Here is a 26,293-nt window from a genome sequence, read left to right on the forward strand (position 1 = left end):
GCTGATGACTCGAAATCTGCTGAGAGCGGTACCGATCACCGATCGAGACCGGCCGTCGGCGCGTCGGTCTCGACGCGACCGTCGATCATGCTGACGATGCGGTCGGTGGAGCGCGCCGCCTCCAGATCGTGGGTCGCCATCACCACTGCGCGACGTCCCTCGCTGGCGTGTGCGACGTCCGCCAGTATTTCGAGGATGTTGTGGGAGGTCTTCGAGTCGAGATTGCCGGTGGGTTCGTCGGCGATCAACAGTGCCGGATTCATCATCAAAGCTCGGGCGATTGCAATGCGTTGGATCTGACCACCGGACAGCTGCGCCGGCCGGTGCTCGGAGCGTTGCGAGAGCCCGACCATCTCGAGCAGTCGCATCGCGTCGGACTTGGCCTTCTTGATGGGAGTGCCGTCCAACAACTTGGGGACGGCGACGTTCTCCCACGCCGACATCGTCGGCAACAGGTTGAAGAACTGGAAGACGAAGCCCACCTGGTGGCGTCGGAAATCGGATTGAGCGTTGTCGTCGAGGGTGGTGACTTCGACGTCGTTGAACCTGATGGAACCCGACGTCGGGGTGTCGAGTGCGCCGAGCATGTGCAGCAGCGTCGACTTACCGGCACCGGACGGTGCGACGAGCGAGACGAACTGGCCGCCCTCGATCGTGAGATCGATGCCGTCCAACGCCCGCACCGGTTGCTCTCCGGTGGGGTACTCCTTGACCACCCCGGACAACTCCAGCATCAACTTCGCCACGGACGAATCCCCTTGCTTCTCGAATGTATCTTCGACGCTACCTGCCGTCGGATCGAGAAACCGGTCGGAACTCTCAGATCAAGCTGCGCCGCGCGAGGATTCGAGTCGGCGGGCCACCAGCGCGGCCTGCAGGTGTCGGATTCCGGACGGACGTGTGGGGTCGAAGCCGGTGAGCTGTGCGATCCGCTTGAGGCGGTAGTCGACGGTGTTGGTGTGCAGATGGAGCTGGCGAGCAGACCGCTGCCGGTTCAGATCGTGCGAGATATGGATCTCCAGGGTTTCGAGCAGCTCGGGTGACGAATCGAGCGGCTCGAGTATCTGAGTCAGGTGGCGTCGGCCGGGGCCCGGACGCGTCAGCTGGTACTCCAGCACGAGGTCGTCCATGCGGTACAGGCCGGACGGTCGATGCAGTTGATGGGCCAAGGAGAGCAGCTCGTGTACCTGATCGGCCGCGGTGGGGATGTCCCCGGTGGCGGCCTGCTCGGCCGTGACGGTGACGGGCACCTCGGCGGCGGTACCGATGCGATGCACCAGCGCCTCGACCCACTCGTCGTCGTGGACGCCGGGGATCAGGACGGTGCCACCCTCGGTGCTCAGCAAGGACAGGGGAGTGCGGCCGCAGATCGTGGCCAGTTCGGCCTGGACACGACGCAGCTTTCTGCGTGCGGCGACCGTCTTCTGGATGTTGGGGTCGTTCTCGTCCGGGTGCGGCGGCACCGAGATGGCGAGCACGAGGTAACTGTCGGCGAGTTCGATGCCGGACTGACGTGCCATCGACACCGCGTTGTGGCCGCTGAGAAGTGACGTGACCAGAGTGTGCGCTGCAGTGTGGTGTTCGCTGGCCACGGCCTGCAGTTCTTCCACATAGCTTTTGCTGGCGGCGATGGACACCTTCTCCGACAGCAGCACGAACATGCGCGCGGCTTCGATCAGCTGCGCTGCATCGCCCTCACCTGCTCGCTTCGACACGAGATTCCAGCCGATCTGGATGCCCTCGTGGTAGACGCTGAGCACGGATTCGAGCGGAACTCCTTCGCGAGCCCACTGGCTGGCCTTGGCTCGAAGCTCGGCCAGGTCGGATTCCGCCGGGGCGCGGCGTTCGTCGAGCATCTGGACCGCGATGCTGATGCATTTGACGGTGAATTCGGTGACGTCGCCGTGGAGCTGTTCGCCTGGCAACGACCCGCAGGGAGTGTTGGCTGCGAAGTGTCCTACCAGGAGCCGCGCCACCGCGCGGAAGTCGCGAAGAGGAGCCGACGCAGGCTGACCCGCGACCATGATTCCGAGGCTAGTCGAGTTGTGAACGGTCACAGATCAACCCTTCGTGTTGATTCTTCAGGTCATGCGGACTGCAAACTCATTGGCGCGTATCAACGCGATTCGATGGCTCAATGTAAACAATCGAACCTGAAACCGCGCCGTTTTCGTACTTAAAGTTTGTTTCCTGGCCTCTAACAGGATCGATCATAGGTTGTTATCTACGTGTGATCCATGGTTTCGGCAAAACTCGTTGTGATCTATCTCGAGCGACCGACGTGGCCGCCTGCGACTTGCCCTAAACAATCGGGAAGCTGTTCACGGCATACGCGGCGCACATCTACCTTGATCCCGTCGGAAGTGGGCAACGAAGGGACGAGCATGCACAGTGATATCGGTCAGTTCACTGTCCTCCGGGAGTTGCGCCCGACGATCGAGGAAAATCTCGCCCGTCACCGCGTCGAGTCGGTTCAGTGGGTACCGGCCGATTTCGTGCGTGCCGAGATGTACTGGGGATCGCGTCCCTCGCCGCTGACCGAAACTGCCAAAGCCGCGTTGGTGACCAATCTTCTGGTCGAGCAGAACATTCCGCTCTACCGCCGAGATGCAGTGGCAACCGAGATCGGTGCCTGGCCGTCCTGGCTCACCGACTGGAGTAGCGAACGACGTCGGCACTCGGTGGCCCTCACCGATTACCTGGTCGCCACCCGCAGCGTCGATCCGGTCGCCCTCGGACGAGCTCGAGCGCAATGTATGACGGTGGGGTTCGACGCCCCCATGAACGGTGCACACCTGCTTCGGTCACTGGTTCAGGTGGTCCTCGACGAGTCGGTCTCGACTATCAGTCATCGCAACACCGCGGACCAGTGCCATGATCCGGTGGCGGATCGTCTCCTCGGACGCATCGTCGCCGATCAGGAACTGCACGTCCGATTCTTCACGAACTTGGTCTCGGCAGCGCTCACCGTGGCACCGGGCCTGACGGTCACCGCTATCACCGAGGTCGTCATGAACTTCCAGCTACCGGGTACCAACCTCCCCGGTTTCGCTCGCAGTGCAATGCTCATCGCGCGCGACGGAATCTACGACCTTGCACGCCATCTCGACGAGGTACTGCGGCCCATGTTGGCCCAGTGGCGCATCTTCGAGCGGACAGATCTCGGTGCCGGGGCCCGCAGTCGCGATCACCTGGCGGACTATCTTGACCATCTCGATGCCCAGGCCGCCACCATCGAACGCAGCTCTGTACGAACGCAGGAGTACGCAAACGCATTGCGCGCCAGCTGAGACCACTTACCTCGACGGGGTGGATCGACTAACCTGAACTCCTACTCTTCTTCACGCTCCACACCTCGTGTTCGGGGCAACGACCGGAGGCCCCCATCGTGACAGGCTCTCGACCGATCATCGTCGGCATCGACGGATCCGCCGCGGCGGACAAGGCAGTGATCTGGGCGGCCTTGTGCGCGCACCGACGCGATCGGCGGTTGCACATCGTCACCGCCGTCGACATGCCGGGCGTTGTCGATCTGAGCGAATTCGCCGGAGAAGCAACGGAATTCGTTGCCACGGCCAAGTCCAGGTTGGTGGCGGCAGAGACCCTGGCCGCGCTGGTCGTCGACGATCCCGCGTTCGAGGTGACGTCGAGCGCCATCGAGGGCGGCGTCATGGACGTTCTCATCGGCGTCTCGGCGCAGGCCGAGATTCTGGTGATCGGTGCCAGCGAAACCGGCGCTGTCACATTGTCTTTGGCAGCTCACAGCGTCTCACCGGTGGCCGTGGTGCGGGGCCGTGACATCGACGGTCGTCCGGTCGCCGAGGGCCCGGTCGTCGTCGGAATCGATGGATCGGACGTCAATCAGGCTGCCGTCGAGTCGGCGTTCGTCGAAGCGTCGGCGCGCGATGCCGTATTGATCGCAGTACATGTGTGGTCCGATGTGGACCTGACGCAATCGTTCGGCCGCGCGCCCAAGGATTGGCACGCCATTGCCGACGGCGAAGAGGCACTGCTGGCCGAGAGCCTCGCCGGCTGGCAGGAGCGGTTCCCCGAGGTCGAGGTGCAGCGCATCGTGGCGCAGGACCGACCGGTACGGGTTCTCAGTGGCCTGTCCGAAACCGCGGCATTGATAGTGGTGGGCAACCGGGGACGCGGCGGATTCGGAGGAATGCTGCTGGGGTCCACGAGTTTTGCACTGGTTAACACTGCGGACTGCCCAGTGCTGGTAGTGCGAAAAGCACTCACATAGCGACGGTCAGCAAAAAGCTCACGTCTTCGAGGGCCTCGACGCTGTGGCGAGCGTCGGGGATGACGAGCAGATCGCCGGTCGAGCCCTTCCAGGATCGCTCGCCGCTGATCAGCTCGAGCTTTCCGCTCAGGACCAGCACCGTCGACTCGCCGGACAGGTCGTGTTCGGCCATCTTGTTACCGGCGGCCAACGCCACGACAGTCTGCCTCAGGTGGCGTCGGTGACCGCCGTACACCGTCTGCGAACTGCGGCCACTCGACGCACCGACGGCGAGCTTGAGTTGTTGGCGGGCAAGTGCGGTGAGTGACTTCTTGTCCATGATCGTCAGTATGACGTACGGTCTGCGGTCGCGACGGGGGAATCCTGAACGCGCTCAGGAAGGTTGGGTAGCCTGTCCGTACTCGACGAAGCGAAACCGAGTCTCGTCCGCTCTGCTGCTCTGCCACTCGCCGGCCTTCGCGATCCACCCGTCCGGAATCTCAGGGGCGACGGTATCGCCGGAGATGTCGAGATCGACCTCGGTGACTTCGAGGTGCGTCGCGATACTCAGTGCACTGCGATAGATTTCACCGCCGCCGATGACCCACACCGGGCTTCCGCTCGTCAGGGCCACAGCGTCGGCAACACTCGGTGCGCATTCGGCACCGTCGGCGGTCCACGACGCGTTACGGGTGACCACGATGTTGCGACGGCCCGGCAGCGGGCGGAACTTCGCCGGCAACGAATCCCAGGTCTTGCGGCCCATGATCACCGGGTGCTCGGCCGTCGTTGCTTTGAAGTGCGCCATGTCCTCGGGAATGCGCCAGGGGATGCCACCCCCGTCGCCGATGACCCCGGCCCGGCTCTGAGCCCAGATCAGACCGACGAATTGCGGGGCAGTCACACTGCGACCGGAGCCTTGATTGCCGGATGGTGCTGATAGTCCACTATCTCGATGTCCTCGAAGGTGTAGTCGAATATCGAATCTCGTTGTGCCAGTTTCAGAGTGGGGTACGGATACGGCTCGCGGGAGAGCTGCTCGGTAACCTGTTCGCGGTGGTTGTCGTAGATGTGGCAGTCACCGCCGGTCCACACGAATTCGCCTACTTCCAGGCCCGTCTGGGCCGCCACCATGTGTGTGAGCAGTGCGTAGCTGGCGATGTTGAACGGCACACCGAGGAACATGTCTGCGCTGCGTTGGTACAGCTGGCAGGACAGTCTGCCGTCGGCCACGTAGAACTGGAAGAACGCGTGGCAGGGCGGAAGCGCCATCCGCGGGATCTCGCCGACGTTCCAGGCCGAGACGATCATGCGCCGCGAATCCGGATCGGTCTTCAAGGTCTCGATGACCTGGCTGATCTGGTCGATGTGCTCACCCGACGGGGTGGGCCACGACCGCCACTGCACTCCGTAGACGGGGCCGAGCTCGCCGTCCGGAGCTGCCCATTCGTCCCAGATGCTCACGCCGTGCTCCTGCAGCCAGGTGGCGTTGGAGTCGCCGCGCAGGAACCACAGCAATTCGTACACGATCGATTTCAGATGGACCTTCTTGGTGGTGATCAACGGGAAGCCCGCTGCCAGATCGAAGCGCATCTGATGCCCGAACACGCTGGTGGTGCCGGTTCCGGTGCGGTCGGACTTGGCCGTCCCGGCGTCGATGATGCGGTGCAGCAGATCTTCGTACGGAGTCGGAACCATCACGACGGTCATCGTAGCTGCATACTGGTTTCATGCCGGAATTGCCCGAGGTCGAAGCCCTTGCCGGCTTCCTGCGCGAACATGCCGTCGGTGCGGTCATCGGCCGCATCGACATCGCCGCGCTGAGTGTTCTCAAGACATTCGATCCGCCGATCACCGAACTGCAGGGCCGGGACGTCACCGATGCCGCGCGTTTCGGTAAACACCTGGCACTGCGGGCCGGCGACCTGTGGTTGATCACGCATCTCTCGCGCGGCGGTTGGCTGCGGTGGGTGGACAATCCCAGCGCCGCGCCGCCCAAGCCCGGCAAAGGTCCGTTGGCGCTGCGGATCCACTTCTTCACTCCCGAGGGAGCGACGCCCGCCATCGACCTGACCGAAGCCGGTACCAAGAAGCGATTGGCGGTCTGGGTGGTCCGTGACCCTGCGCAGGTGGCGAGCGTCGCTCGCCTCGGACCCGATGCGCTGACGGTCACCGAGCTCGAGTTCGCCGAGATTCTCGCCGGCACCACCGCGCGACTGAAGACCTCGTTGGTGGACCAGTCTCTGTTGGCCGGCATCGGCAACGCGTACTCGGACGAGATATTGCACGTAGCGAAGCTCTCGCCGTTCGCGTCGTCGAGCAAGCTCGATCCCGAATCCGTCGCGACGCTTTACGCGTCGATGCGCTCGGTGCTGTCCGACGCGGTGGCCCGCTCGGCCGGGCAGGATGCGGCGCGGCTGAAGGGGGAGAAGCGATCTGGCATGCGGGTGCACGCCAGAACTGGGCTGCCGTGCCCGGTGTGCGGAGATCCGGTACGCGAAGTCGCGTACGTCGATCGATCGTTTCAGTACTGCGCCACCTGCCAGACGGCCGGCAAAATTCTTGCCGACCGTCGAATGTCACGTCTGCTCAAGTGACGGGTTCGAGTTTCTGGCTGGCGTAGCCGCGGTAGCCTTCCCACGCCTTGCGGCGGTCGCTCCGTGGATCCTTCTGCACCCGAGTACGGGTGTCGAAGATCAGTGTCTTTCGGTCGCCTTCGTCGTACGCCGGCCACGACTCCAACGGCTTTCCGTTGGTGGCGAACGCAATCCAGTGCGATTGCACCTGCTCGGTGACCTCGGAGAACGCCTTGCGTCCGCCGGCCAGGGTGAGCGCCTTACCGAACAATGTCTCACTGATGCCGAACACGGCGAACAACTCGAAGCCGTGGGTGGCGTCCAATCCGAGCAGCTTCATCGATCGCGGCGCGAAGTCGAATCGGTAGAAGTACGTCGGTGCGTGACGCGAATGTCCTTCGGCCACTTCCAGTGACGGCTTCCAGAAGGTGAAGTCGCCGCCGAAGTCGATGGCGGCACGCTCGTTCGGGTAGCCCCGGTAGCCCGAAGTGACCACCGCTTCGGCGTCGGGATCGGTGAGTGAGAACAGCTTGGTGATGCGCTCCGGATTGGTGGGCAACGCGTCGAGAAACTTCGGAAACAGCGTTCCCTCACGGGCATTGGTACCGATGATCAGCGGCACGCGGTGCGCGGTCCCGTTCGCATACGCCTCGACCGGGCTGATCGGTAGGAAGTCGCCGTCGATCACCGGGCCGAACGGGAGCAGGCCCGGAGTGCGGTGCAACGTGGTGAGACCCAGCTTGGTTCCCGCGCGTCCGAGCCGTAGTACCTCGGCGTTCTCGAGGGTCTCGGCAGCGTTCTCGACGGTGCCGCCGAGGTAGCCGACGTATTCACGCGCCCATTGATCGGCGCGCTCCTTGGTGGCGGTCATGCCGGGAGCGGAACTCTCGGAAATGGCCTGAGCGAAAAGGCCTTTGGCCGAGGGAGCCGTCATCAGGGTGGTGACGGCGTTGCCGCCGGCAGACTCACCGAAAACGGTGACGTTGCTCGGATCGCCGCCGAACTCGGCGATATTGCGCTGCACCCATTCCAGAGCGGCTACCTGATCTCGCAAGCCCAGGTTGGAGTCGAACGGCCGCTCCGGAGTGGAGAACTGGGACATGTCGAGGTAGCCGAGAGCGCCGAGTCGGTAGTTGACCGAGACGTATATGATGCCGTCGCCGTCCTTCAGTGAGCGGCGCACCAGTGAGCCGCCGCCGTACAAGGGAGTGGCCGACGTGCCGAGGGTGTACGCGCCGCCATGGATGAACACCATGACCGGACGCGGGTTCGCGCTCGGTGCGCTGGGGGCGAGCACATTGAGCGTCAGGCAGTCCTCGCTGGACGGCTGGTACTTGCCGATCGCGAGCATCGTGCCTCGCTTGTGCTGAACGGAGGCATTGCCCCACTCGGTGGCGTCGCGCACGCCGTCCCACGGTTCGGTGGGTTGCGGCGCCCGGAAACGCAGTGGGCCGACGGGTGGGGCGGCGTAGGGAATGCCTCGCCAGGTGGTGAGGTCACCGACGGGCTTTCCCTCGATGATGCCGTCGGAGGTGGTCACGCGTGTCGTCACAGCCATGTCGCGAGTGTACTGATCGGTCCTTACCCGTGGGTAAGAACCGGCGGGGTTCGGTACCGGGCAGACTCGAGTGCATGCCTTTCGAGTACCGAGCCGAGATCGTGCAGCTGCTGCGGGCCCCCTCGCACGCGTATTTCGGAAGATCCAAGGACGGCCCGGCCGAGGTACCGACCGACCTGCCGCCCAGTGTCGAGATCGTGGCCCACAAGGGCATCCGGGGTGATCGCTTCTTCGGAGTCAAAGCACACACGGAGGCCGCGGTGAGCTTCCTGGCCGTCGAGGCATGGGAAGCGGTGGGGGACGTGCTCGGTGTGGAGGTGCCCGATCCCTCGGTGGCCCGAAGAAATTTAGTTGTGCGTGGTCTCGAACTCGACCCGCTCCGCGGTCTCGAGTTCGAACTCGATTCCGGCGACGGCTGGATCACGTTCCGCGGCGGGCGGCCGGCCCACCCGTGCGCGTGGATGGACCGCATGGTGGCCGACGGCGCACGTAAGGCGCTGATCGGTCGCGGCGGACTGCGCGTGGAACCACTGTCCGACGGCATTCTGCGGGTCGGGGAGTTGATGGTGCGTTCCCCTGTCGAGCTGGACGCGGCACGAGCGTCGCTGTCGGTCAGGCGCGCGCAGCCGATCTGACCTGGCTCTTCTCGGACCCGCGTGGATTCTTGCTGTGTGGATTCTTGCTCACCAAGCAAATCTATGCCCATAATGTGGGTAGCGGTGTGACGGATCACACCACACCGATCCTCATGGCGTCGGTCACTCGTCCAGCAGGAAGAATTGCCGATGTCCGACATGTGGATCGTGATCAACACCGTCGTCGCCGTGCTGGCGGTGGTGGTCTTCATCGTTCGTTTTCACTTCAACCCGGTGATCTCGCTCGTACTCGGGGCCGCGTACCTGGGTCTGGCGACGAAGCTCGGCGTATCGACCACCGTCGACACCATCACCGGCGGATTCGGCGAGATCATGGCCGAGGTGGGGCTGCTCATCGCGTTCGGTGTGCTCATGGGGTCGGTGCTGCAGGAGATGAGCGCCATCCAGCGTCTCGTCGGCACCCTGCTGAAAACGTTCGGGCCCAAGCGGCTCCCGTACGCGCTGTCGCTGACCATCGCAACCGTGTTGCAGTCCATCTTCCTCGACGTGCTGCTCGTGATCTCGGCGCCGCTCGCTCGTAACCTCGCCCCCAAGATCGGTAAGTACGGCACAGCGAGAATGGCTACGGCACTGGCCATCTCGCTCGAATGCGGAATCGTGTTCATGGTCCCCGGTGTCGCGACGCTCGCGCTGGCCGGACTGCTCGGCGTGCCGCTGGGCAAGATGATGATCTACGGACTGATCCTGATCGTTCCCGTCGTCGTGCTGTCGGTGGCCATCATGTCGTTCGTGTTCCGGCACGGCTGGTGGAACGAGGAGAAGGACGAGCAGCAGATCGTCGTAGTCCCGGAGCCTGTGATTCCCGAGCCCGTCGATTCCGACGACCAGCCCCTCGAAGCCGGCGGTGGCGTGGCGCAGAAGGTGCGCACCGAGAAGCAGACCTCGCTGCTGGTGTTGCTCTCGCCGCTGCTGCTCGCGCTCGTCCTCATCGCCGTCGGCGCGGTACTCGAAGTGGCCGAAATATCGGTACCTGTGGTCGAATTCATCGCGAGTCCGGTGATCGCGCTGCTCATCGGCTTGGTCGGGACGTGCCTCATCGGCCGCTTCCACGTCGGTCAGGCCCGGGTGGAGAAGGCTCTCGCCCGAGGCTTCGCCGAGAGCGGGCAGATCCTGATCCTCACCGGTGTCGGCGGGTCGCTCGCGGCCGTCATCAACGAAGCCGGTCTCGGCGACATCCTCGGCCAGTACTTCACGGCCAGCACCGCGGCGCCGCTGTTGATGGTGTGGGTCATCGCTGCCGCGCTGCACATCGCCGTCGGATCGGTGACGATCTCCGCCATCACCTCCGCCGGCATCCTCGCCCCGGTCGCTCCGCTGATCGGTCTCGACCCGGTGTTCATCGCACTCGCCGCCGGTGCCGGATCCCTGTTCGCCGTGCACGTCACCAGCAACACCTTCTGGCTGCTGCAGTCCTTGATGGGTCAGTCGACCAGGGGCACACTCAAGACGTGTTCGGTGGGTGTCTCGCTGGCGTCGGTCATCGCCATCGCGTTGATCGTGCCGATGAGCTGGATTCTGTGAGCCCTGATTCTGTGAGCCCTGATTCTGTGAGCCCTGATTCTGGGAGTATCGAAAGGAACACGATGGCATTGCCGCTCAGCGGAGTTCGAGTACTCGAACTCGGCAACTACATAGCCGCCCCTACTGCGGCGCGGATGCTCGCCGACTTCGGTGCCGAGGTGATCAAGGTCGAACGGCCCGGAACCGGAGACGAACTGCGTAACTGGCGGTTGTACTCCGGCAGCACGTCGATGCTCTACCGCACGATCAACCGGAACAAGAAGTCCATCGTGCTGGACCTGCGTACCGAACAGGGTCGCAAGGACGTCGTCGATCTGGCCGCGAAGTGCGACATCGTGCTCGAGAACTTCCGGCCCGGCACCCTGGAGAAATGGGGCATCTCGCCGGAGGTGCTCAGCGCAGCGAACCCCGAGTTGATCATCACGCGTATCTCGGCCTTCGGGCAGACCGGCCCGATGTCGCAGCGACCTGGATTCGCCGCTGTCGCAGAGGCATACGGCGGCTTCCGCAACCTCGTCGGTGATCCGGACCGCCCGCCGGTGCGAGTCGGTGTCTCGATCGGGGATTCGATCGCCGGTCTGTACGCGGCATTCGGTTGCGTCATGGCGCTGTTCCAGCGTCAGACGCAGCGCGCAGCAGAGAAATCGGACCCGTTGTCGCTCGAGCAACGTTCCATCGATGTCGCACTGAACGAGTCGATTCTGTCGATGATGGAATCGCTGATCCCGGATTACCTCGCCTATGGCGTCGAACGTGAACGAACGGGCGGCCGGATGGAGGGCATCGCCCCGTCGAACGCCTACCCGTGCAACGACGGCCACTCGATCATCATCGCCGGCAACGGCGACGCGATCTTTCAGCGCTACATGGAGACCATCGACCGTCCCGAGCTGGGAGCCGATCCGGACCTGGCGTCCAACGCGGGCCGATGGCGGCGGCGCGACGAGTTGGATGCCGCTATCTCGGCCTGGACCGGATTGCACTCGCGCGAAGATGCTTTGAAGATCCTCGACGCTGCTGGGGTGCCGTCGGGACCGATCTACACCGCGGCCGATATCGTCGCCGACGAGCAGTATGCCGCCCGCAACATGATTCAGCACTTCCAGGTGGACACCGGAAACGACGAACTTGCCGACGTCGGGTTCGTCGGGGTGGTTCCGGTGATCGGCGACGCAGCCCTGCCGATTCGTTCGGTCGGACCGGATCTGGGCGAACACACCCGAGAAGTACTGTCGACACTGCTCGGACGTACCGACGAAGAGATGGGCCTGTAGATGTACCGATTCGACCCTTCCGCCGAGTTGCGTGACGTCACGATGCGCGACGGTCTGCAGCTCACCGGCAAGATGCTCTCCACCGAACGTAAGCTCGAGATCATCAGGGCCCTCATCGAACTCGGCGTACCGTCGCTCGAGATCGGCTCGATGGCGCGGGGCGACAAGGTTCCGCCGATGGCCAACACCCTCGAGGTCATCGGTGAACTGACGGCCGAGGAACTCGCGCACTGCTGGGTGTGGGTCGCCACTCCACGTCACGTCGAGAAGGCCGCCGCCGCGGGGGCTCGACACTTTCAGTACTGCTTCTCCGCGTCGGACTCGCACAATCAGGCCAACATCGGGCGTACCACCGAGGTGTCGCTCGCGGCCATGCCCGATGCCGTCGACATCACGCGATCGGTGGGCGGTGCGATCGAGCTGTGCATCGCGACGTCCTTCACCTGCCCGTTCGAGGGGCAGGTACCGCCCGATCGGGTCATCGAGATAGCCAACGACGAACGTGCAACCGGTGCAACCGATATCGTCATCTGCGACACCCTCGGGCAGGCCGTCCCGGTGCAGGTGTCGTCACTGATCTCGCGGGTGCGCGCCGAGACTCCGGATCGCAGAGTGGTGTTCCACGGGCACGACACCTGGGGCCTGGGCGTTACGAACACTCTTGCCGCGATCTCCGCCGGAGCAACGATGGTCGACGGTTCGCTCGGCGGACTGGGTGGCTGTCCCTTCGCCCCCGGGGCCAGCGGCAATACCTCGTCGGAGGACATTCTGTTCGCCACGCGGCCGGACTGGTTCGAGCCGAAAACCCTGGCAGCCATGGTCTCTCTGTCCGAGGAGCTGCTCACCGAGCTGGGCGAGCCCATGCGATCGAAAACCGTTCAGGGCGCACGATCCGAAGCTCGAGCGTTCGAGTGGGTCGTATGAGCCGCATCCTCGTCACCACCGAGATCCCGGCCCCGGGCATGGATATCCTGCGCGCCGCCGGGGAAGTGGACCTGCGGGAGCTCGATCACGAGCAGTTGGTCGAGGCATGCGCCTCGGGGGACTACTCCGTCGTGGTCTCCCAGCTACGCGACCGGTTCGATGCGGAGCTGCTGGCCTCGGCATCACTCGTCGGGATATCCAACTATGCCGTCGGATACGACAACATCGACGTCGCGGCGGCCACCGAACGCGGCATCACGGTCGCCAATACCCCTGGGGTGTTGACCGATTCGACCGCGGACATCGCGATGCTGCTGATCCTGTCCACGGCTCGCCGCGCCGTCGAGGCCGATGCGTTCGTCCGCTCCGGCTCGTTCACCGGATGGGAGCCGGAACTGCTTCTCGGCAGCGACGTCTCGGGTCGAGTGCTGGGGCTGGCCGGCTTCGGTCGTATCGCCCGCGCCACCGCTCGCCGGGCGTTGGGCTTCGGCATGACGGTCAAGTTCTGTCCCCGTCCGCCCGGCGATCGCGAGGTCTCCGAGGACGAGCTCGGTGGGTTCGCAGGCCGCGTCGAGCATGCGTCGTGGGACGAGATCGTCACGACAAGCGACTTTCTGTCCCTGCATGTTCCGCTCTCGGACTCCACCCACCATCTGGTGGACTCAGCCGCACTCGCGGCGATGAAATCGTCGGCGATTCTGATCAACACCGCGCGGGGGCCGGTGGTCGACGAGGCGGCACTGGTGGTCGCACTGCGTGAGAAGTCGATCGCCGCAGCAGGTTTGGACGTCTACGAGCGTGAACCGGCCCTCGAACCCGGCCTGGCAGACCTGCCCAATACGGTGTTGCTCCCACACGTGGGGAGCGCGACGGTGTCGGTGCGTTCGGAGATGGCACGGCTGTGTGCCACTAACGCCGCGGCCATGTTCGGGGGTTCGCTGCCTCCGCACCCGGTGAATCCCGACGCCTGGGGTCACGTGGGGTAGCGTCCGCCGAGGGTTCTCGTGATCTGCTCGGCATGCGAGATCAGCAGGTCCACCCAGGCCTCGCACTGCGATTGCGGCATCCGCAATGTCGGGCCGCTGATCGTGACGGCACCGACGATGTCTGCCGCCGAGTCGAACACCGGAGCGGACAGGCCCGATGCTCCGGTTTCGCGCTCACCGGTGGTGATCGCGTAGCCGTCGGACCTGGTCTGTGCCAACAGGGCTCGCATCGTCTCGGCTTCGGTCACCGTCTGCTCGGTCATCGATTCGAGCTCACGGGAGAGGACACGCTCGGCCAGTTCCGAATCCCACGCCAGCAGGACGCGACTGGCCGATCCCGCGCTGAGCGGGATGACCTTGCCCACGTACATGTCTCGTCGCAGCGCATGCCGTGTCTCGGCGATCGCGACGCAGACACGGTAATTCTGTTCGGGCCGAAAGAAACACGCCGTTTCGGTCGTCAGATCGCGCATGTCCTTGAGTATCGGGTTGACGACGGAGAGCACGTCCAGGTCCTTGGTCGCCGTCGCGGCCCAGTAGGCCATGCGCACCCCGATGCGAATGCGATCGCCGTTTCGGTCCAGGAAGCCTTGCTGCACCAGATTGGTGACCAGTCGCTGGACGGTCGAGGTCGGTAGTCCGGTGGTCTGTTGAATCTCTCCGAGAGTCAACGAGGGACGGTCGAACGAGAAGGCGTCGAGTATCTCGGTGATCTTGCCCAGCACCAGAAGCGGCTGCTGCTTCGACGTGCTCTCGGTGCTCACCCGACCAATCTACTCGGCCCGGCGGCTCACCAAGTGGTTGATCGGCTTGGTCAGCAGCAGGATCATCAGCGACCACAGTCCGAGCGAGGTGAAGGTGACACCGAAGGCGATGAGGATCAACACCGAACTGATCGCGCCGTTGCGGACGCGCTCGAGGTCTCTCGAATCCTCGGCCACGATGGACGGGTGCCGGGAGACGATGATGTCCGCGACGAACATGGAGATGACCGATACCGCGATGGTGGCGACATAGAGCGTCGACGAACTCGAGTCATAGCCGTTCTTCTCGGCGATCAGCTTCGTCGGGAACGGCAGGAAGACGATCGAGAGCAGCCACACGAAGTTCACCCACATCAAAGCCCGCGTATAGCCGATCAGATTCCTGAAGACTCGATGGTGACTGAGCCATTGGGTGTAGATCACCAGAAAGCTCAGCACGAAAGCATAGAACTCGACTCCGTGTTCACGAAAGACGTCCACAAAAGTGTCGCTCTGGCCCGGATCCGCCAGCTCGACGAGTGGCAGCACCAGCAGCGTCGCGGCAATGGCGACCACAGCGTCACTGAAATTGACCAGTCTCTCGAAACCGCGTTGGTATTCCATATTGCCCTTTCCACTCCTCATGTCAGCCCATTCTGTATCGCATGTCAGCACGGTGCCCTCTCTGCGAGTAGCGTCCGGACGATGTCCGATCGACGAACACTCACCACCGGTCGAGTCGTGTTTCTCGTTGTCGCCGCTGCGGCGCCGATGGCGGCCATGATCGGCAACGTACCGTTGGCTCTGATACGGGGCAACGGTGCCGGCCTTCCCGCTGCCTATGCAATCAGTGCTGTTGTACTGCTGTGCTTCTCGGTGGGTTTCGCGGCGATCAGCCAGCAGGTGTACAGCACCGGTGCGTTCTACACCTACATCGGTCTAGCGCTGGGAAAGCCACCCGGTGTAGCTGCCGCATATGTCGCAGTTGTCGCGTATACCTCGCTGGCGTGTGGCCTTTCGGGAGCATTCGGATATTTCACGCATCTGGTATTTGCCGATTCCGGTATCGACATTCCGTGGTACGTGTTCACGGCCATCGCTGTCGTAATTGTCGCATTCCTCGGCTTCCGAAATGCCGACCTTTCGGCCAAGGTGTTGGGAACACTGATGGTGCTCGAGTTCGCTTTTCTGACTGTGTTCAATGTCCTGGTGGTGGGTGACAAGGGAACAGCGGCGGTGCCACTGGAGTCGTTCACCCCGACGCAGGTGTTCTCCGGATCGCTGGGGATAGCGATGATGTTCGCCTTTTCGAGTTTCATCGGCTTCGAGTCTGCTGCACTGTACGGCGAGGAAACCAAGGATCCCAGGCGCAGCATCCCGCGCGCGACGTTCATCGCGGTCACGCTCATCGCGGTGTTCTACGTGTTGACGAGTTGGATCATCGTGGGGGCCGCGGGCGGTGTCGACGCACCGATACTGGCCGAGAGCGAACTGGGCAATCTTCTGTTCACGCTGGCGCAGCAGTACGGCGGAACCGTGCTGTACGACGGTACCGCGGTGCTGCTGTGCACCAGCGTGCTCGCGTCCTATCTCGCCGTGCACAACGCGGCCAGCCGATATCTGTTCGCCCTCGGGCGAGAGCGCGTACTTCCGGTGCGGCTGGGCCGAATTCACCCGCGTCATTCGAGCCCGCACATCGGAAGCATCACCGCCTCGGTCGTGGCTGCACTCTCACTCACCGTATTTGCGGTGACCGGTGCCGACCCATACCTGATCTACGCGGCCGGTGCCATCGGGCTGGGAACGTTGGGAGTCATTGCTCTGCAAGCCGCTGCGGCGCTGTCGGTGGTGGTGTTCTTCATCGGCCATCCGGATCGCTCACTGTGGCGCACCGGAATTGCGCCCGGAATCGGTTTCGCCGGGTTCATGACCGGATTGGTACTCGCCGGAACGCATTACAGCATCCTGACCGGTTCCGATTCCGCGATCGTCAACGCGATCCCCGTGGTCCTGATTCTCGCCGCGATCCTCGGGGTCCTGGTGGCACTACGCATCAGACGCGCCGACCCGAAGACCTACGAGGGCATCGCCGCCGCCTACATGCGTCAGTGATCGGCTGTCCGACGGGCCTCGAGTAGCCTCAGCCAGATCTCGCTGACCGTCGGATACGACGGCACCGCATGCCACAGGTCGTCGAGCGAGACCTTGCCTACCACCGCGACGGTGGCGGCGTGAACGAGCTCGGCGACGCCCGGTCCGACGAACGTCGCGCCCACTATCGTGTCGCTTGCGCGGTCGATCACGAGCTGCGCACGGCCCGAGTAATCGTCCTGCTGCAGAGACGAACCCGCGACCGCGATGTCCTGCGCCACGATCTCGACGTCGATGCCGTTCTTTCGGGCTTGTGCCTCGGTCGATCCGACGGACGCCACCTCGAGCGGCGTGAACACGACCTGGGGTACCTGGCCGTGGTCCGCCGTTGCTCGGAATCGCTTCTGGTCCAGCGGCTTTCCTTCGGCTTTGGCGGCAATGACGTCACCGGCCACCCGGCCCTGGTACTTCCCCATGTGCGTCAGCGGCGCGCGGCCGTTGACGTCACCCACCGCGTACAGCCAGTCGCGGCCTGCAACCTCGAGGTGATCGTTCACCTCGACGTATCCGCCGTCGGTGAGTCCGACGGCGGACAGTCCCAGATCCTTGCTCGCCGGGGTTCGGCCTGCCGCGACCAGAACCTCGTCCACTGTGATTTCGCTGCCGTGGAGGGCGTCACCGCCGACCGTGAGAGTGACCGGCCCGCCATGGATTCGACCGATACCGGTGTCGGCGGGGTTCTCGCGTGACACCGACCCGAGGGAGGCGTCGAGCATGATCGTTGCGCCGCGCTGTTTCAGAGCCTCGGCGACCAGTTCACCGGCGAACGGTTCGGAACCGGCCAGCAGCGACGATCCGCGGACGATCATCGTCACCTTCGCTCCGAGAGAGAGCAACCAGGTGGCCGCCTCCGTAGCGACGACGCCACCGCCGATGATCGCGATGTGCCCGGGCGTCTCGTGAATGTTGGTGGCATCGCGGGAGATCCACGGAAGGGCGTCGCGCAGGCCGGGGGTGTTCGGTACCGATGCGGTGGTTCCGGTGGCGAGGACAACAGCGTGACGAGCGGTGAGCGTGCGGCCGTCGACCTCGACGGTCTTGTCCCCGGTGAGTCGCCCATGGCCGCGGATCACCGAGATTCCGGCCGATTCGGCCCACGTCACCTGCGAGGAGTCGTCCAAGCTGTGGGTGTAGGACTCGCGCCGGGCCAGCACCGCGTCGGCGTCGAGGGGCTGATCGCCCACCAGCTCTTTGACTCCCGGCATGTTTCGCGCGGTGTCGAGTACTTCGCTCGGACGCAGCAGAGCCTTGCTGGGCATACAGGCCCAGTAGGAGCATTCACCGCCGAGCAGTTCGTGTTCGACGATCACGGCGGTGCGATCGCTGCCCTGTATTGCGTACTGTGCGGCATTCTCGCCCACCGGGCCACCGCCGATGACGATCACGTCGAATTCCGAGCTGTCCGATGCCATAGCTCCACAGTGACATAGGCTCGCCGTTTATGGCGACCACTCGGAACAAGATTCTGATCACCGGAGCGAGCTCGGGCCTCGGCGAGGAAATGGCCCGACGGTTCGCCGCCATGGGCCGCGATCTGGCGCTGTGCGCGAGGCGAGTGGAGCGACTCGACGAGCTTCGCGTCGAATTGATGCATCAGAACCCGAACATCACCGTCTCGGTCCGTGCCCTCGACGTCACCGATCACGATGCAGTCGGCGAGGTGTTCGGCACGTTGCGAGACGAATTGGGCGGCCTCGACCGAGTGATCGTCAACGCCGGACTCGGCAAGGGCGCGAAGATCGGAACGGGTCGGGCCGAGGCCAACCTGCAGACCGCGCGCACCAACTTCGTCGGAGCCCTGTCGCAGGCCGAGGCCGCACTGTCGATTTTCCGTCAACAGAAGCACGGGCATCTGGTGTTCGTCTCGTCCATCAGTGCCGACCGGGGACTGCCGGGAGCCAAAGCGGCCTACTCGGCGAGCAAAGCGGCAGTGGCCTCGCTGGGCGAGTCGCTGGCAACCGAACTGGCTCGAACCGACATCGCCGTCACCACGCTGCTCCCAGGTTTCATCGCCACCGACATGTCCGCGAACGCGGGCGACAGTGCCGCTCTCACAGCCACTCTGGACCAGGGGGTCACCGCGATGGTCGATGCGATCGAGAGCGAAACCCGCCGCGCCGCGCTGCCCGGCCTCAAATGGCGGGGCATCGACGCGGCGCTGCGGTTTCTGCCGAACGTGCTGACGGATCGAATGGTGTAGCTGCAGGAGTGGAGCCTGCGGAACGACCAGAGTTATGCAGGAGTGGAGCCTGCGGAACGACCAGAGTTACTGCAGATACCCCTCGACCTGGTTGACGCTGTTGGCGGTTGCGGCATCGGGGTCCTTGCCCGCGTCGATGCGCGCGCGGCGCTGGCGCAGTAGGTCCCAGCACTGATCGAGGGCGTGCTCGAGGGAGGCCAGTTCGGCCTTCTCCGTATCGGGGTCGATGTCGCCGGCCTGGGACTCGGTGCGGAGCTTGTGCTCGGTGGCGATGAGCTGCTGGATCTTGGTGTGGATATCGTGCTCGTTCATGGCGACCACGGTAGACCTACCAGGGTTTACCGGCCAGGTTTCGCGTCGCGAGAGCTCGTTGTAGCGCTGAGGTGAGCTCGGCCGACGATCCGACGAGGGCGTCGTCGGTGCACACGAGGGAGAGCGTGTAGTTGCCGTTCATTCGAGAGATGTAGGTCGACATTCTGATGGTGGACACTGCGTCCGCCGGTTTCGGGTGTATTGCCCGGGTGGCCAGCCCACCCGAGCGGTGCGGACCGAGGGTGGTGACGGCGCTCGGGATATCGCCGATGTTGGAGCACAACACTTCTCCGCGTCCCGGTGTCGACGTCAGCTTCGCGGCTATTCGGTGGGGGAGCAGCTGAACGATCTCCGATGGATAGCCGGCCGGCGCTCCGACGGGCTTGCCGAACGCCGCCTTGCACGCTGCTCGGATGGCCGCGGGCGAGTCGTCTCCGCGGACCGCGACGGTGGCCATGCCGATCGAGTTGGCATCACCGGATCCGGTGCGGAAGGGAATGTCGACGGCGACGGCGGGTGATCCGAGTTCGCGCATCGTGGCGGCGACGACGGAGACGAACAAGGAATTGGCCGAACCCCCGCCGTGTTCCGCTGCCGAATCCCACTCTGCGGCATCGATATCGACGATCACCGCGTGCATCTGCCGCGCCCGGTGCGGGGCGACGCCGCCGGTATCGGCGGTGGTGAATGCGCGTAGTTCGGCTCGGGCCCTCTTGCTGACCCACAACCTGGCCGTCGCTGCAATGGATCGAAGAAGGACGGTCAGGATCATCGTGATCGCTTCCCTCGCATCCGATCCCGGATTCTCGAGGGGTGCGGGTGTTCTCCCGCCGGGGAATGCTCGAGCGGCGGCGTCGATGAGACCCCGCGCGTCGGCCAGTGCATGGGAGCAGACCAACGACACCACGGTGCCGCCGTGTGTCAGGGGAGCGGCCGTCAATCGCCAACCGGGGCCGTACTGCGGGTCGAGTGGAACGTCGGCCTGCGAATCGGCCCAACCGATGACGTCGTCGACGGCCTCGTTGCCGTACTCGAGCGGCAGCGAGTCCGATGAGATGTTCCAGCGGAGTCGGGCACCGGGTATGCGGGGCTTGCCGACTCTGCGGCCGAGTTGTCCGATGGCCAATTCTTGGTGGACCCGGACGAGATCGTGCCTCGTCACCGTGTCATTTGTGCGCCAGATGCCCTGCAGTGCAATGGGAATTCCATATCCGCGATGGGTGCGGAGGAAGATCTCGTCGATCACCGACAGTCGCGTCGAGATCACGGGCTCGGGGTGCCGTGGCGTCCCGCGCCCGAGACGAACTTGCTTGCACCGGAGAGCGCGTCGGCGGTGATCGAGATGGCACCGTGTCGAAACTCGTTCTTGAGTGCTGATTCCTCGTCCAGGCCGTCCTGCTCGAGCACGGACAATCGATCCTCGCGCAGGCAGGTCTGGGGCAGCAGAGCGAGTTGAGCGGCCAAGGCCTCCGCTTCCGAGCGGGCCCGCCCCACCGGAACGACTCGGGTGATCAGTCCGATGTTCAGAGCTTCCTGGGCATCGACGGCGCGACCGGTGAGAATCATGTCCATCGCTCGACCGGTACCGATGATGCGCGGCAATCGCACTGTGCCACCGTCGATCAACGGAACACCCCACCGGCGACAGAACACGCCGAAGGTGGCGTCGTCCTCGGCTATACGCAGGTCGCACCACAGTGCCAGCTCGAGTCCGCCCGCGACGGCATAGCCGGAGACCGCCGCGATGACAGGCTTGGACAACCGCATTCGCGTCGGACCCATCGGGCCGTCACCGTGTTCGGTCGCGTGGTTCGAGCGGGATGTGCCGAGCGCCTCGAGGTCGGCTCCCGAGCAGAACGTGCCGCCCTCGCCCCACAGCACCGCCACCGATGCGGCCTCGTCGGCGTCGAACTCCTCGAATGCCTGAGTCAGCTCCTGGGCGGTGGGGCCGTCGACGGCGTTCCGCACCTCCGGGCGCGACAGAATGATCGTGGTGACGGGGCCTGATCGTTCGATCCGTACCGGCATGTGTGAACCCTACTCGAGTACCCTTGCGTGAAGCAATGAATCAGTGCTTCAATCCTTGCATGCCCTATCGCCGAACCCCCGCGGTGCAAGCCAGGCTCGACGCCGGCCGGGAGAAGCTGTTCGCTGCGGCCATCGAGGTGCTCTCGACGCACGGCTATGCGGGGCTGTCGATCGCGTCGGTCGCCGCAGCCGCGGGAGTATCCGCAGGCAGCGTCTACACCCACTTCGAGGGCAAGGCAGACCTGGTGGTCGCCATCTTCCGCGAGGTCTGCGGCCGCGAGGTCGCCGCTGTGGTTGCCGTTGCCGGGCAGGGAAACACCGCCGAACGGGTGACGGCAGTGGTGGAGACCTTCGCCGGACGAGCCCTGAAGAACCGAACGATGGCCTACGCGCTGCTCGCCGAACCGGTGGACCCCGCCGTCGACGCCGAACGGTTGGTCTTTCGGCGGAAATTCACCGAGGCATTCGCCGACGCGATCGCGGCAGGCATCGCCGCCGGAGAGATCCCGGAGCAGGACGCGGCGATCTCGGCGGCAGGTTTGGTCGGTGCCGTCGGCGAAGTGCTGGTAGGGCCGTTGTCTTCACATGAATCCAAGGATCCGGTCCCGGGTCTGGTCGCATTGTCGTTGCGCGCGTTGGGAGTTCGATATGGACACGCATGAGGTATTCAATCAGGCAGTCGACCTGAGTCCGTACGACACATCCGCGGATGCGTCGTTGCTCGACGGCCTGGAGCGGGCCGGCGGCGGCTGGGCAGTCGACGAGGTACGGCAACTGGGAGCCCTCGCCGGAGGAGTACAGGCTCAGGACTGGGGTCGGCTCGCGAACGAGAACCCGCCGGTGCTGAAGACTCACGATCGCTACGGTCATCGCATCGACGAAGTCGAATTCCATCCGCACTGGCACGATTTGATGACCGTCGCCGTCGAGCACGGACTGCACGCCAGCCCCTGGACCGACGATCGCGTGGGTGCACACGTTGCCCGAGCCGCGAAGTTCTACGTCTGGGGGCAGACCGAGGCCGGTCATATGTGCCCCATCTCGATGACCTATGCCGTCGTTCCGGCATTGCGGCACAACCCCTCTCTGGCAGCGCAATACGAGCCGTTGTTGGCTTCGCGGGAATACGACTTCGGTCTGCGGGTCCCGTCCGAGAAACGTGGACTGATCGCCGGTATGTCGATGACCGAGAAGCAGGGAGGATCGGACGTTCGCGCCAACACCACCACGGCTACTCCGTCGTCGGACGGGACGTATTCGATCACCGGCCACAAGTGGTTCACGTCCGCGCCGATGTCGGACATGTTCCTCACCCTGGCGCAGGCACCGGGCGGGCTCTCGTGCTTCATGCTGCCGCGGGTGCTGCCCGACGGCACCCGAAACCGAATGATGCTGCAGCGATTGAAGGACAAGCTGGGCAACAAATCGAATGCATCCGGCGAGCTCGAATATCACGGGGCCACCGGCTGGCTCGTCGGCGAAGAGGGTCGCGGAGTGCGCACCATCATCGAGATGGTCAATATGACGAGGCTGGACTGCGTCATAGGATCGGCGGCGGGGATTCGCAACGCCACCGTCCGCGCGGTGCATCATGCCCGGCATCGAGCAGCGTTCGGCACTCAGCTGATCGATCAGCCCCTGATGCGAAACGTGCTGGCAGACTTGACCATCGAATCCGAGGCCGCGACGGCCGCCATGATTCGCCTGGCACAGGCCACCGACGGATCGGCCCGCGGCGACGAGCAGGAGAGTGCGCTACGCCGAATCGCGTTGGCCATCACCAAGTACTGGGTGTGCAAGCGGGCACCGGCCCATGCTGCCGAAGCGCTCGAATGTCTGGGTGGCAACGGCTATGTGGAGGAATCGGGTATGCCTCGGTTGTTCCGCGAATCGCCGCTGATGTCGATCTGGGAAGGGTCGGGCAACGTCGCCGCACTCGATTCCCTGCGTGCGTTGGCGCGGCAGCCGGACAGTGTCGAGGCCTTCTTCGGTGAGATCGGCCAGGCGTCGGGCGTGGATTCTCGACTGGACGACGCCATCGCGCGGGTCGGCAAAGAACTCTCCGACACCTCCGACATGGAGTACCGGGCCAGGCGCGTCGTCGAGCTGATGGCTCTGACGTTCCAGGGTGCGCAGCTGGTGATGCACGGGAATCCCGCTGTGGCCGATGCCTTCTGCGCCACTCGACTCGACCGCGACTGGGGCATTGCTTTCGGCACGCTGCCGACGGGAGTCGATTCGGCGGCGGTGTTGGCGCGGGTGTGATGTTGCGGATCGGCTCCTCACATTCGGATGTGTGACGCCGATCGGAGTCGGTTATCCGAAACTGGGGAGCTGATCCGCTGCCAAGCGCTGGTCTCCGAACCAACCGGCCGGCGCGGGCAGGGCTGCTGCGCGGGCGAAGGCTTGCTCGAAGCGGCGCAGTAGAGCTCGTGGATCGTCCAAGTCTCGCCAGTTCCAACGCACAACAACCCACCCCAGGTCTCGGAGTCTGTCCTCGCGGTACTTCTCGTCGAGGAGCACCCGCTTCGAGTCGTACTTGGATTCGCCGTCGAACTCGCCGATCACCTTGAACTCCCAGAACAGAAAGTCGACGCGTCCGACGAATCGGCCCGCACCGTCGTACACCCACTGATTGAGCAGCGGCGTGGGCAGCGGCAGCGTCTCGAAGAGCATGCGACTCCGAGATTCACCGACACTTTCGCTCCGTCCGCTCATCAGCGACACCGCTCGCCGAGCGGCGGAGATACCGGTGCGGAAGCGGGCCGACTCCACTGCCGTCGACAGGGCGTCGGAATCGGTGTGGCCGGACCGCAGTGCGCTATCGCCCACGCACACGGCTCGTTCCACGGTGGTGGTTCGCGCGATGTCGACGATGGTCCTCGCTGCCGTGGTGACGGGAAAACCGTTGATCGTCGTACGCTCGGTGGGTTCCAGCGTGGTGCCGTGGAGGATACGTAGCTGTCGACGCTTGCTGGCGTAGTCGAGACCATGCGTCATGTGCACCTTGTCCAGCGGAAGTTGCCAGATGTCGAAGCCCCAGGCAATCGCTGCCGAAACATGACTGAGCACTTCGCCCATCGGTGCGGACAGCAGGTAGGACCGTGCGAGCAGCGAGTGACGTTCTGTCGGACTGGCCGACTGCATCACCTTGCTCGGCACGTAGAAGCCGGGGCGCAGGACCGATAGCTCACCGGTGCGGCGGAGTCGCCGAAGATCGTCGTCGGTCAGGCCGAAGGTGAGCGCATCGGCTCGCGTGAACAGATCCGTCTGGGGTAGGTCCATGACTGCTTGGACGCGCCGACCGTCGAATCGGATCCGTTTGCCACTAAAAAGCTCCCCAGTTTTGGATTTCAGACGCCGATCGGAGGCAGATTTCCAAAACTGGGGAGCTGATCCGCAGCCTAAGCGACACCCTAAACCGAACGACCCCGCTCAGATCGGTACCAGCGCACCAGGGCGTCGGTCGATGAATCCGACTGCACTGCAGGAGCTTCCGAATCAGTGAGCACCGGTGTCAGCTCCAGGGCCTGAGTCTTGCCCAGTTCGACGCCCCACTGATCGTAGGAGTCGACGCCCCAGATGACACCCTCGACGAATACCTGATGCTCGTACAGGCCTATCAGCTGGCCGACCACTGAGGGTGTGAGCTTCGACGCGAGGATCGAGGTGGACGGACGATTGCCGGGCATCACCTTGTGCGGCACCACATCTGCCGGTGTGTCCTCGGCGGCGATCTCCTCGGCAGTCTTGCCGAAGGCCAGCACCTTGGTCTGGGCGAAGAAGTTGCTCATCAGCAGGTCGTGCATCGAGCCGGTGCCGTCGCGGGTGGGGAGATCGTCGGTGGGCTCGGCAAATCCGATGAAGTCTGAGGGCACCAAACGTGTTCCCTGGTGCAGCAATTGATAGAAGGCATGCTGGCCGTTGGTACCCGGCTCACCCCAGAAGATTTCACCGGTGGGGGTGGTGACAGGGGAGCCGTCGGCCTTGACCGACTTGCCGTTGGATTCCATCGTCAACTGCTGCAGGTACGCGGCGAAGCGGGAGAGGTCATTCGAATACGGCAGCACGGCACGGGTTTCCGCGCCGAAGAACGAGCTGTACCACAGGCCGATGAGGCCCAGCAGTACCGGCGCGTTGTCGGCAAGCGGGGTGGTGCGGAAATGCTCGTCGATGCGGTGGAAGCCGTCGAGGAATTCGGCGAACGCCTCTTTGCCGACGACGGCCATGACCGACAGGCCGATTGCCGAATCGACGGAGTAGCGTCCGCCGACCCAGTCCCAGAAGCCGAACATGTTGGCGGTGTCGATACCGAAATCCGCGACGCGCTCGGCGTTGGTGGAGACGGCGACGAAGTGTTTGGCAACGGCGTCCTCACCGAGTGCGTCGACGAGCCAGCGACGGGCAGCCGTCGCGTTGGTGAGCGTCTCGAGAGTGGAGAACGTCTTGGACGCGATGATGAACAGCGTCGACGCCGGGTCGAGTCCGTCGAGCTTGCCGACGAGATCGGCGGGGTCGACGTTGGAGACGAACCTCGCGGAAATCCCCGCGTCGGCGTAGTGACGGAGCGCGTTGTAGACCATGACCGGGCCCAGGTCGGATCCACCGATGCCGATGTTGACGACGGTGGAGATCTTCTCGCCGGTGGCACCGACCCATTCGCCCGAACGTACTCGATCGGTGAATTCGCCCATCGCAGTGAGGACTTCGTGTACATCGGCGACGACGTCCTGGCCGTCGACGGTCAGCGACGCGTCGGCCGGTAGTCGCAACGCAGTGTGCAGAACGGCGCGGTCCTCGGAGGTGTTGATGTGCTCGCCCGCGAACATCGCGTCCCGCTTGCCTTCGACGTCGGCGGTGCGGGCGAGTTCGACGAGCAACTCGACGGTCTCGCGAGTGATCCGGTGCTTGCTGTAATCGATATGGAGATCGGCGGCGTCGAGGGTGAACGTGCGCGCACGGTCGGCGTCCTCTGCGAACAATGTCCGAAGATGAGTATCGGCGATCGTGGAGTGGTGATCGGTCAGCTTCTGCCAGGCATCCGTGCCGGTGATATCGACGCTCATACGAACCAACAGTAATCCCGTGCCGAGTCGCGCGCGCGTCGTTTGTCGTTTGCATCAGGCGCTGCGGAGG

General features: G+C 64.2%; 26 protein-coding genes. 12 read left to right on the plus strand and 14 right to left on the minus strand.

Annotated elements, in window-relative coordinates; genetic code table 11:
* Positions 1–35 precede the first annotated feature (35 nt).
* Both AC5WEY_RS16855 and AC5WEY_RS16860 read right to left on the minus strand, forming a co-directional pair.
* Positions 36–737 carry an ABC transporter ATP-binding protein gene (locus AC5WEY_RS16855; protein WP_495646914.1) on the minus strand — a complete coding sequence of 234 codons (702 nt, stop codon included), beginning with the start codon at positions 735–737 and terminating at the stop codon, positions 36–38.
* Positions 738–824: 87 nt separating this feature from the next.
* On the minus strand, positions 825–2,024 hold the full coding sequence (locus AC5WEY_RS16860; RefSeq protein ID WP_495646757.1) for a PucR family transcriptional regulator: 1,200 nt from the start codon (positions 2,022–2,024) through the stop codon (positions 825–827).
* Positions 2,025–2,384: 360 nt separating this feature from the next.
* On the opposite strand from AC5WEY_RS16860, the gene AC5WEY_RS16865 reads away from it, so the two are divergent.
* Positions 2,385–3,290, plus strand: coding sequence for an acyl-ACP desaturase (locus AC5WEY_RS16865; protein WP_495646758.1), 906 nt, complete (start codon positions 2,385–2,387; stop codon positions 3,288–3,290).
* 98 nt (positions 3,291–3,388) lie between these two features.
* The gene (locus AC5WEY_RS16870; RefSeq protein WP_495646759.1) at positions 3,389–4,249 is read left to right on the plus strand and encodes a universal stress protein; all 861 of its coding nucleotides are present in this window, start codon (positions 3,389–3,391) and stop codon (positions 4,247–4,249) included.
* Here AC5WEY_RS16870 and AC5WEY_RS16875 read toward each other — a convergent pair.
* From AC5WEY_RS16875 to AC5WEY_RS16885, 3 genes are read right to left on the minus strand one after another with little or no spacing between them, the layout of a single operon-like run.
* A complete protein-coding gene (locus tag AC5WEY_RS16875) occupies positions 4,242–4,568 on the minus strand; it encodes a cupin domain-containing protein (RefSeq protein WP_495646760.1) in 327 nt (108 codons plus the stop codon). The two genes, AC5WEY_RS16870 and AC5WEY_RS16875, sit on opposite strands and share 8 nt — an antisense overlap.
* 54 nt (positions 4,569–4,622) lie before the next feature.
* Positions 4,623–5,132 (minus strand): dihydrofolate reductase, encoded by a 510-nt coding sequence (locus tag AC5WEY_RS16880; RefSeq protein ID WP_495646761.1) that lies wholly within the window; start codon positions 5,130–5,132, stop codon positions 4,623–4,625.
* Positions 5,129–5,929 carry a thymidylate synthase gene (locus AC5WEY_RS16885; protein WP_495646915.1) on the minus strand — a complete coding sequence of 267 codons (801 nt, stop codon included), beginning with the start codon at positions 5,927–5,929 and terminating at the stop codon, positions 5,129–5,131. Before AC5WEY_RS16885 ends, AC5WEY_RS16880 begins: the two co-directional genes overlap by 4 nt.
* Before the next feature lie 29 nt (positions 5,930–5,958).
* Here AC5WEY_RS16885 and AC5WEY_RS16890 point away from each other — a divergent pair, with 29 nt between their 5' ends.
* Positions 5,959–6,825: an Fpg/Nei family DNA glycosylase gene (locus AC5WEY_RS16890; RefSeq protein WP_495646762.1), complete on the plus strand. Its 867-nt coding sequence runs from the start codon at positions 5,959–5,961 to the stop codon at positions 6,823–6,825.
* On the opposite strand, the gene AC5WEY_RS16895 is transcribed toward AC5WEY_RS16890, so the two are convergent.
* Positions 6,818–8,362 (minus strand): carboxylesterase/lipase family protein, encoded by a 1,545-nt coding sequence (locus tag AC5WEY_RS16895; protein WP_495646763.1) that lies wholly within the window; start codon positions 8,360–8,362, stop codon positions 6,818–6,820. The genes AC5WEY_RS16890 and AC5WEY_RS16895 overlap by 8 nt on opposite strands.
* A gap of 74 nt (positions 8,363–8,436) precedes the next feature.
* Between AC5WEY_RS16895 and AC5WEY_RS16900 the strand changes: the two genes are divergently transcribed.
* From AC5WEY_RS16900 to AC5WEY_RS16920, 5 genes are all read left to right on the plus strand, one after another.
* Positions 8,437–8,997 (plus strand): molybdenum cofactor biosysynthesis protein, encoded by a 561-nt coding sequence (locus AC5WEY_RS16900; protein WP_495646764.1) that lies wholly within the window; start codon positions 8,437–8,439, stop codon positions 8,995–8,997.
* Between the two features lie 150 nt (positions 8,998–9,147).
* Positions 9,148–10,539, plus strand: a complete 1,392-nt coding sequence (locus AC5WEY_RS16905) for a GntP family permease (RefSeq protein WP_495646765.1) — start codon at positions 9,148–9,150, stop codon at positions 10,537–10,539.
* A 62-nt stretch (positions 10,540–10,601) separates the two neighbouring features.
* Positions 10,602–11,813 carry a CaiB/BaiF CoA transferase family protein gene (locus AC5WEY_RS16910; RefSeq protein ID WP_495646766.1) on the plus strand — a complete coding sequence of 404 codons (1,212 nt, stop codon included), beginning with the start codon at positions 10,602–10,604 and terminating at the stop codon, positions 11,811–11,813.
* On the plus strand, positions 11,814–12,737 hold the full coding sequence (locus AC5WEY_RS16915) for a hydroxymethylglutaryl-CoA lyase-like TIM-barrel protein (protein WP_495646767.1): 924 nt from the start codon (positions 11,814–11,816) through the stop codon (positions 12,735–12,737). It abuts the gene before it with no gap.
* A complete protein-coding gene (locus AC5WEY_RS16920) occupies positions 12,734–13,723 on the plus strand; it encodes a 2-hydroxyacid dehydrogenase (RefSeq protein ID WP_495646768.1) in 990 nt (329 codons plus the stop codon). The genes AC5WEY_RS16915 and AC5WEY_RS16920 overlap by 4 nt, the downstream gene beginning before the upstream one ends.
* Here the strand turns inward: AC5WEY_RS16920 and AC5WEY_RS16925 are convergent.
* Positions 13,711–14,487, minus strand: coding sequence for an IclR family transcriptional regulator (locus AC5WEY_RS16925; RefSeq protein ID WP_495646769.1), 777 nt, complete (start codon positions 14,485–14,487; stop codon positions 13,711–13,713). The genes AC5WEY_RS16920 and AC5WEY_RS16925 overlap by 13 nt on opposite strands.
* 9 nt (positions 14,488–14,496) lie before the next feature.
* Entirely contained in the window at positions 14,497–15,111 is a 615-nt protein-coding gene (locus tag AC5WEY_RS16930; protein WP_495646770.1) for a TMEM175 family protein, read from the minus strand.
* Positions 15,112–15,171: 60 nt separating this feature from the next.
* Here AC5WEY_RS16930 and AC5WEY_RS16935 point away from each other — a divergent pair, with 60 nt between their 5' ends.
* The gene (locus AC5WEY_RS16935) at positions 15,172–16,578 is read left to right on the plus strand and encodes an APC family permease (protein ID WP_495646771.1); all 1,407 of its coding nucleotides are present in this window, start codon (positions 15,172–15,174) and stop codon (positions 16,576–16,578) included.
* Here AC5WEY_RS16935 and AC5WEY_RS16940 read toward each other — a convergent pair.
* Complete coding sequence (locus AC5WEY_RS16940; RefSeq protein ID WP_495646772.1) at positions 16,572–18,029, minus strand: dihydrolipoyl dehydrogenase family protein; 1,458 nt, start codon at positions 18,027–18,029, stop codon at positions 16,572–16,574. The genes AC5WEY_RS16935 and AC5WEY_RS16940 overlap by 7 nt on opposite strands.
* 29 nt (positions 18,030–18,058) lie before the next feature.
* Here AC5WEY_RS16940 and AC5WEY_RS16945 point away from each other — a divergent pair, with 29 nt between their 5' ends.
* Positions 18,059–18,817: an SDR family oxidoreductase gene (locus AC5WEY_RS16945; RefSeq protein WP_495646773.1), complete on the plus strand. Its 759-nt coding sequence runs from the start codon at positions 18,059–18,061 to the stop codon at positions 18,815–18,817.
* A gap of 66 nt (positions 18,818–18,883) precedes the next feature.
* On the opposite strand, the gene AC5WEY_RS16950 is transcribed toward AC5WEY_RS16945, so the two are convergent.
* Genes AC5WEY_RS16950 through AC5WEY_RS16960 form a run of 3 tightly spaced genes read right to left on the minus strand, consistent with a single transcriptional unit; the run spans position 18,884 to position 21,157 of the window.
* Positions 18,884–19,129, minus strand: a complete 246-nt coding sequence (locus AC5WEY_RS16950; protein WP_495646774.1) for a DUF2630 family protein — start codon at positions 19,127–19,129, stop codon at positions 18,884–18,886.
* A gap of 16 nt (positions 19,130–19,145) precedes the next feature.
* Positions 19,146–20,396, minus strand: a complete 1,251-nt coding sequence (locus tag AC5WEY_RS16955; protein ID WP_495646775.1) for a hypothetical protein — start codon at positions 20,394–20,396, stop codon at positions 19,146–19,148.
* On the minus strand, positions 20,393–21,157 hold the full coding sequence (locus AC5WEY_RS16960; protein ID WP_057479204.1) for a crotonase/enoyl-CoA hydratase family protein: 765 nt from the start codon (positions 21,155–21,157) through the stop codon (positions 20,393–20,395). Before AC5WEY_RS16960 ends, AC5WEY_RS16955 begins: the two co-directional genes overlap by 4 nt.
* A gap of 59 nt (positions 21,158–21,216) precedes the next feature.
* On the opposite strand from AC5WEY_RS16960, the gene AC5WEY_RS16965 reads away from it, so the two are divergent.
* Together AC5WEY_RS16965 and AC5WEY_RS16970 are read left to right on the plus strand one after the other, a co-directional pair.
* Positions 21,217–21,819, plus strand: coding sequence for a TetR/AcrR family transcriptional regulator (locus AC5WEY_RS16965; RefSeq protein WP_495646776.1), 603 nt, complete (start codon positions 21,217–21,219; stop codon positions 21,817–21,819).
* Positions 21,806–23,422, plus strand: a complete 1,617-nt coding sequence (locus AC5WEY_RS16970) for an acyl-CoA dehydrogenase family protein (RefSeq protein ID WP_495646777.1) — start codon at positions 21,806–21,808, stop codon at positions 23,420–23,422. The genes AC5WEY_RS16965 and AC5WEY_RS16970 overlap by 14 nt, the downstream gene beginning before the upstream one ends.
* A 51-nt stretch (positions 23,423–23,473) precedes the next feature.
* Here AC5WEY_RS16970 and AC5WEY_RS16975 read toward each other — a convergent pair whose 3' ends face one another.
* The gene (locus tag AC5WEY_RS16975; RefSeq protein WP_495646778.1) at positions 23,474–24,442 is read right to left on the minus strand and encodes a type IV toxin-antitoxin system AbiEi family antitoxin domain-containing protein; all 969 of its coding nucleotides are present in this window, start codon (positions 24,440–24,442) and stop codon (positions 23,474–23,476) included.
* Between the two features lie 131 nt (positions 24,443–24,573).
* The gene (pgi, locus tag AC5WEY_RS16980; RefSeq protein WP_495646779.1) at positions 24,574–26,223 is read right to left on the minus strand and encodes a glucose-6-phosphate isomerase; all 1,650 of its coding nucleotides are present in this window, start codon (positions 26,221–26,223) and stop codon (positions 24,574–24,576) included.
* Positions 26,224–26,293: the final 70 nt, after the last annotated feature.

The sequence above is a fragment of the Rhodococcoides sp. S146-33 genome (assembly GCF_059489205.1).

Bases quoted from the DNA above. Each gene is read 5' to 3' on its own strand.
- AC5WEY_RS16875 (WP_495646760.1), bottom strand. From the start codon at position 4,568: ATGGACAAGAAGTCACTCACCGCACTTGCCCGCCAACAACTCAAGCTC.
- AC5WEY_RS16945 (WP_495646773.1), top strand. From the start codon at position 18,059: ATGGCGACCACTCGGAACAAGATTCTGATCACCGGAGCGAGCTCGGGC.
- AC5WEY_RS16860 (WP_495646757.1), bottom strand. From the start codon at position 2,024: ATGGTCGCGGGTCAGCCTGCGTCGGCTCCTCTTCGCGACTTCCGCGCG.
- AC5WEY_RS16975 (WP_495646778.1), bottom strand. From the start codon at position 24,442: ATGGACCTACCCCAGACGGATCTGTTCACGCGAGCCGATGCGCTCACC.
- AC5WEY_RS16930 (WP_495646770.1), bottom strand. From the start codon at position 15,111: ATGAGGAGTGGAAAGGGCAATATGGAATACCAACGCGGTTTCGAGAGA.
- AC5WEY_RS16940 (WP_495646772.1), bottom strand. From the start codon at position 18,029: ATGGCATCGGACAGCTCGGAATTCGACGTGATCGTCATCGGCGGTGGC.
- AC5WEY_RS16905 (WP_495646765.1), top strand. From the start codon at position 9,148: ATGTCCGACATGTGGATCGTGATCAACACCGTCGTCGCCGTGCTGGCG.
- AC5WEY_RS16970 (WP_495646777.1), top strand. From the start codon at position 21,806: ATGGACACGCATGAGGTATTCAATCAGGCAGTCGACCTGAGTCCGTAC.
- AC5WEY_RS16890 (WP_495646762.1), top strand. From the start codon at position 5,959: ATGCCGGAATTGCCCGAGGTCGAAGCCCTTGCCGGCTTCCTGCGCGAA.
- AC5WEY_RS16965 (WP_495646776.1), top strand. From the start codon at position 21,217: ATGCCCTATCGCCGAACCCCCGCGGTGCAAGCCAGGCTCGACGCCGGC.
- AC5WEY_RS16895 (WP_495646763.1), bottom strand. From the start codon at position 8,362: ATGGCTGTGACGACACGCGTGACCACCTCCGACGGCATCATCGAGGGA.
- AC5WEY_RS16915 (WP_495646767.1), top strand. From the start codon at position 11,814: ATGTACCGATTCGACCCTTCCGCCGAGTTGCGTGACGTCACGATGCGC.
- AC5WEY_RS16865 (WP_495646758.1), top strand. From the start codon at position 2,385: ATGCACAGTGATATCGGTCAGTTCACTGTCCTCCGGGAGTTGCGCCCG.
- pgi (WP_495646779.1), bottom strand. From the start codon at position 26,223: ATGAGCGTCGATATCACCGGCACGGATGCCTGGCAGAAGCTGACCGAT.
- AC5WEY_RS16935 (WP_495646771.1), top strand. From the start codon at position 15,172: ATGTCCGATCGACGAACACTCACCACCGGTCGAGTCGTGTTTCTCGTT.
- AC5WEY_RS16910 (WP_495646766.1), top strand. From the start codon at position 10,602: ATGGCATTGCCGCTCAGCGGAGTTCGAGTACTCGAACTCGGCAACTAC.
- AC5WEY_RS16960 (WP_057479204.1), bottom strand. From the start codon at position 21,157: ATGCCGGTACGGATCGAACGATCAGGCCCCGTCACCACGATCATTCTG.
- AC5WEY_RS16950 (WP_495646774.1), bottom strand. From the start codon at position 19,129: ATGAACGAGCACGATATCCACACCAAGATCCAGCAGCTCATCGCCACC.
- AC5WEY_RS16920 (WP_495646768.1), top strand. From the start codon at position 12,734: ATGAGCCGCATCCTCGTCACCACCGAGATCCCGGCCCCGGGCATGGAT.
- AC5WEY_RS16900 (WP_495646764.1), top strand. From the start codon at position 8,437: ATGCCTTTCGAGTACCGAGCCGAGATCGTGCAGCTGCTGCGGGCCCCC.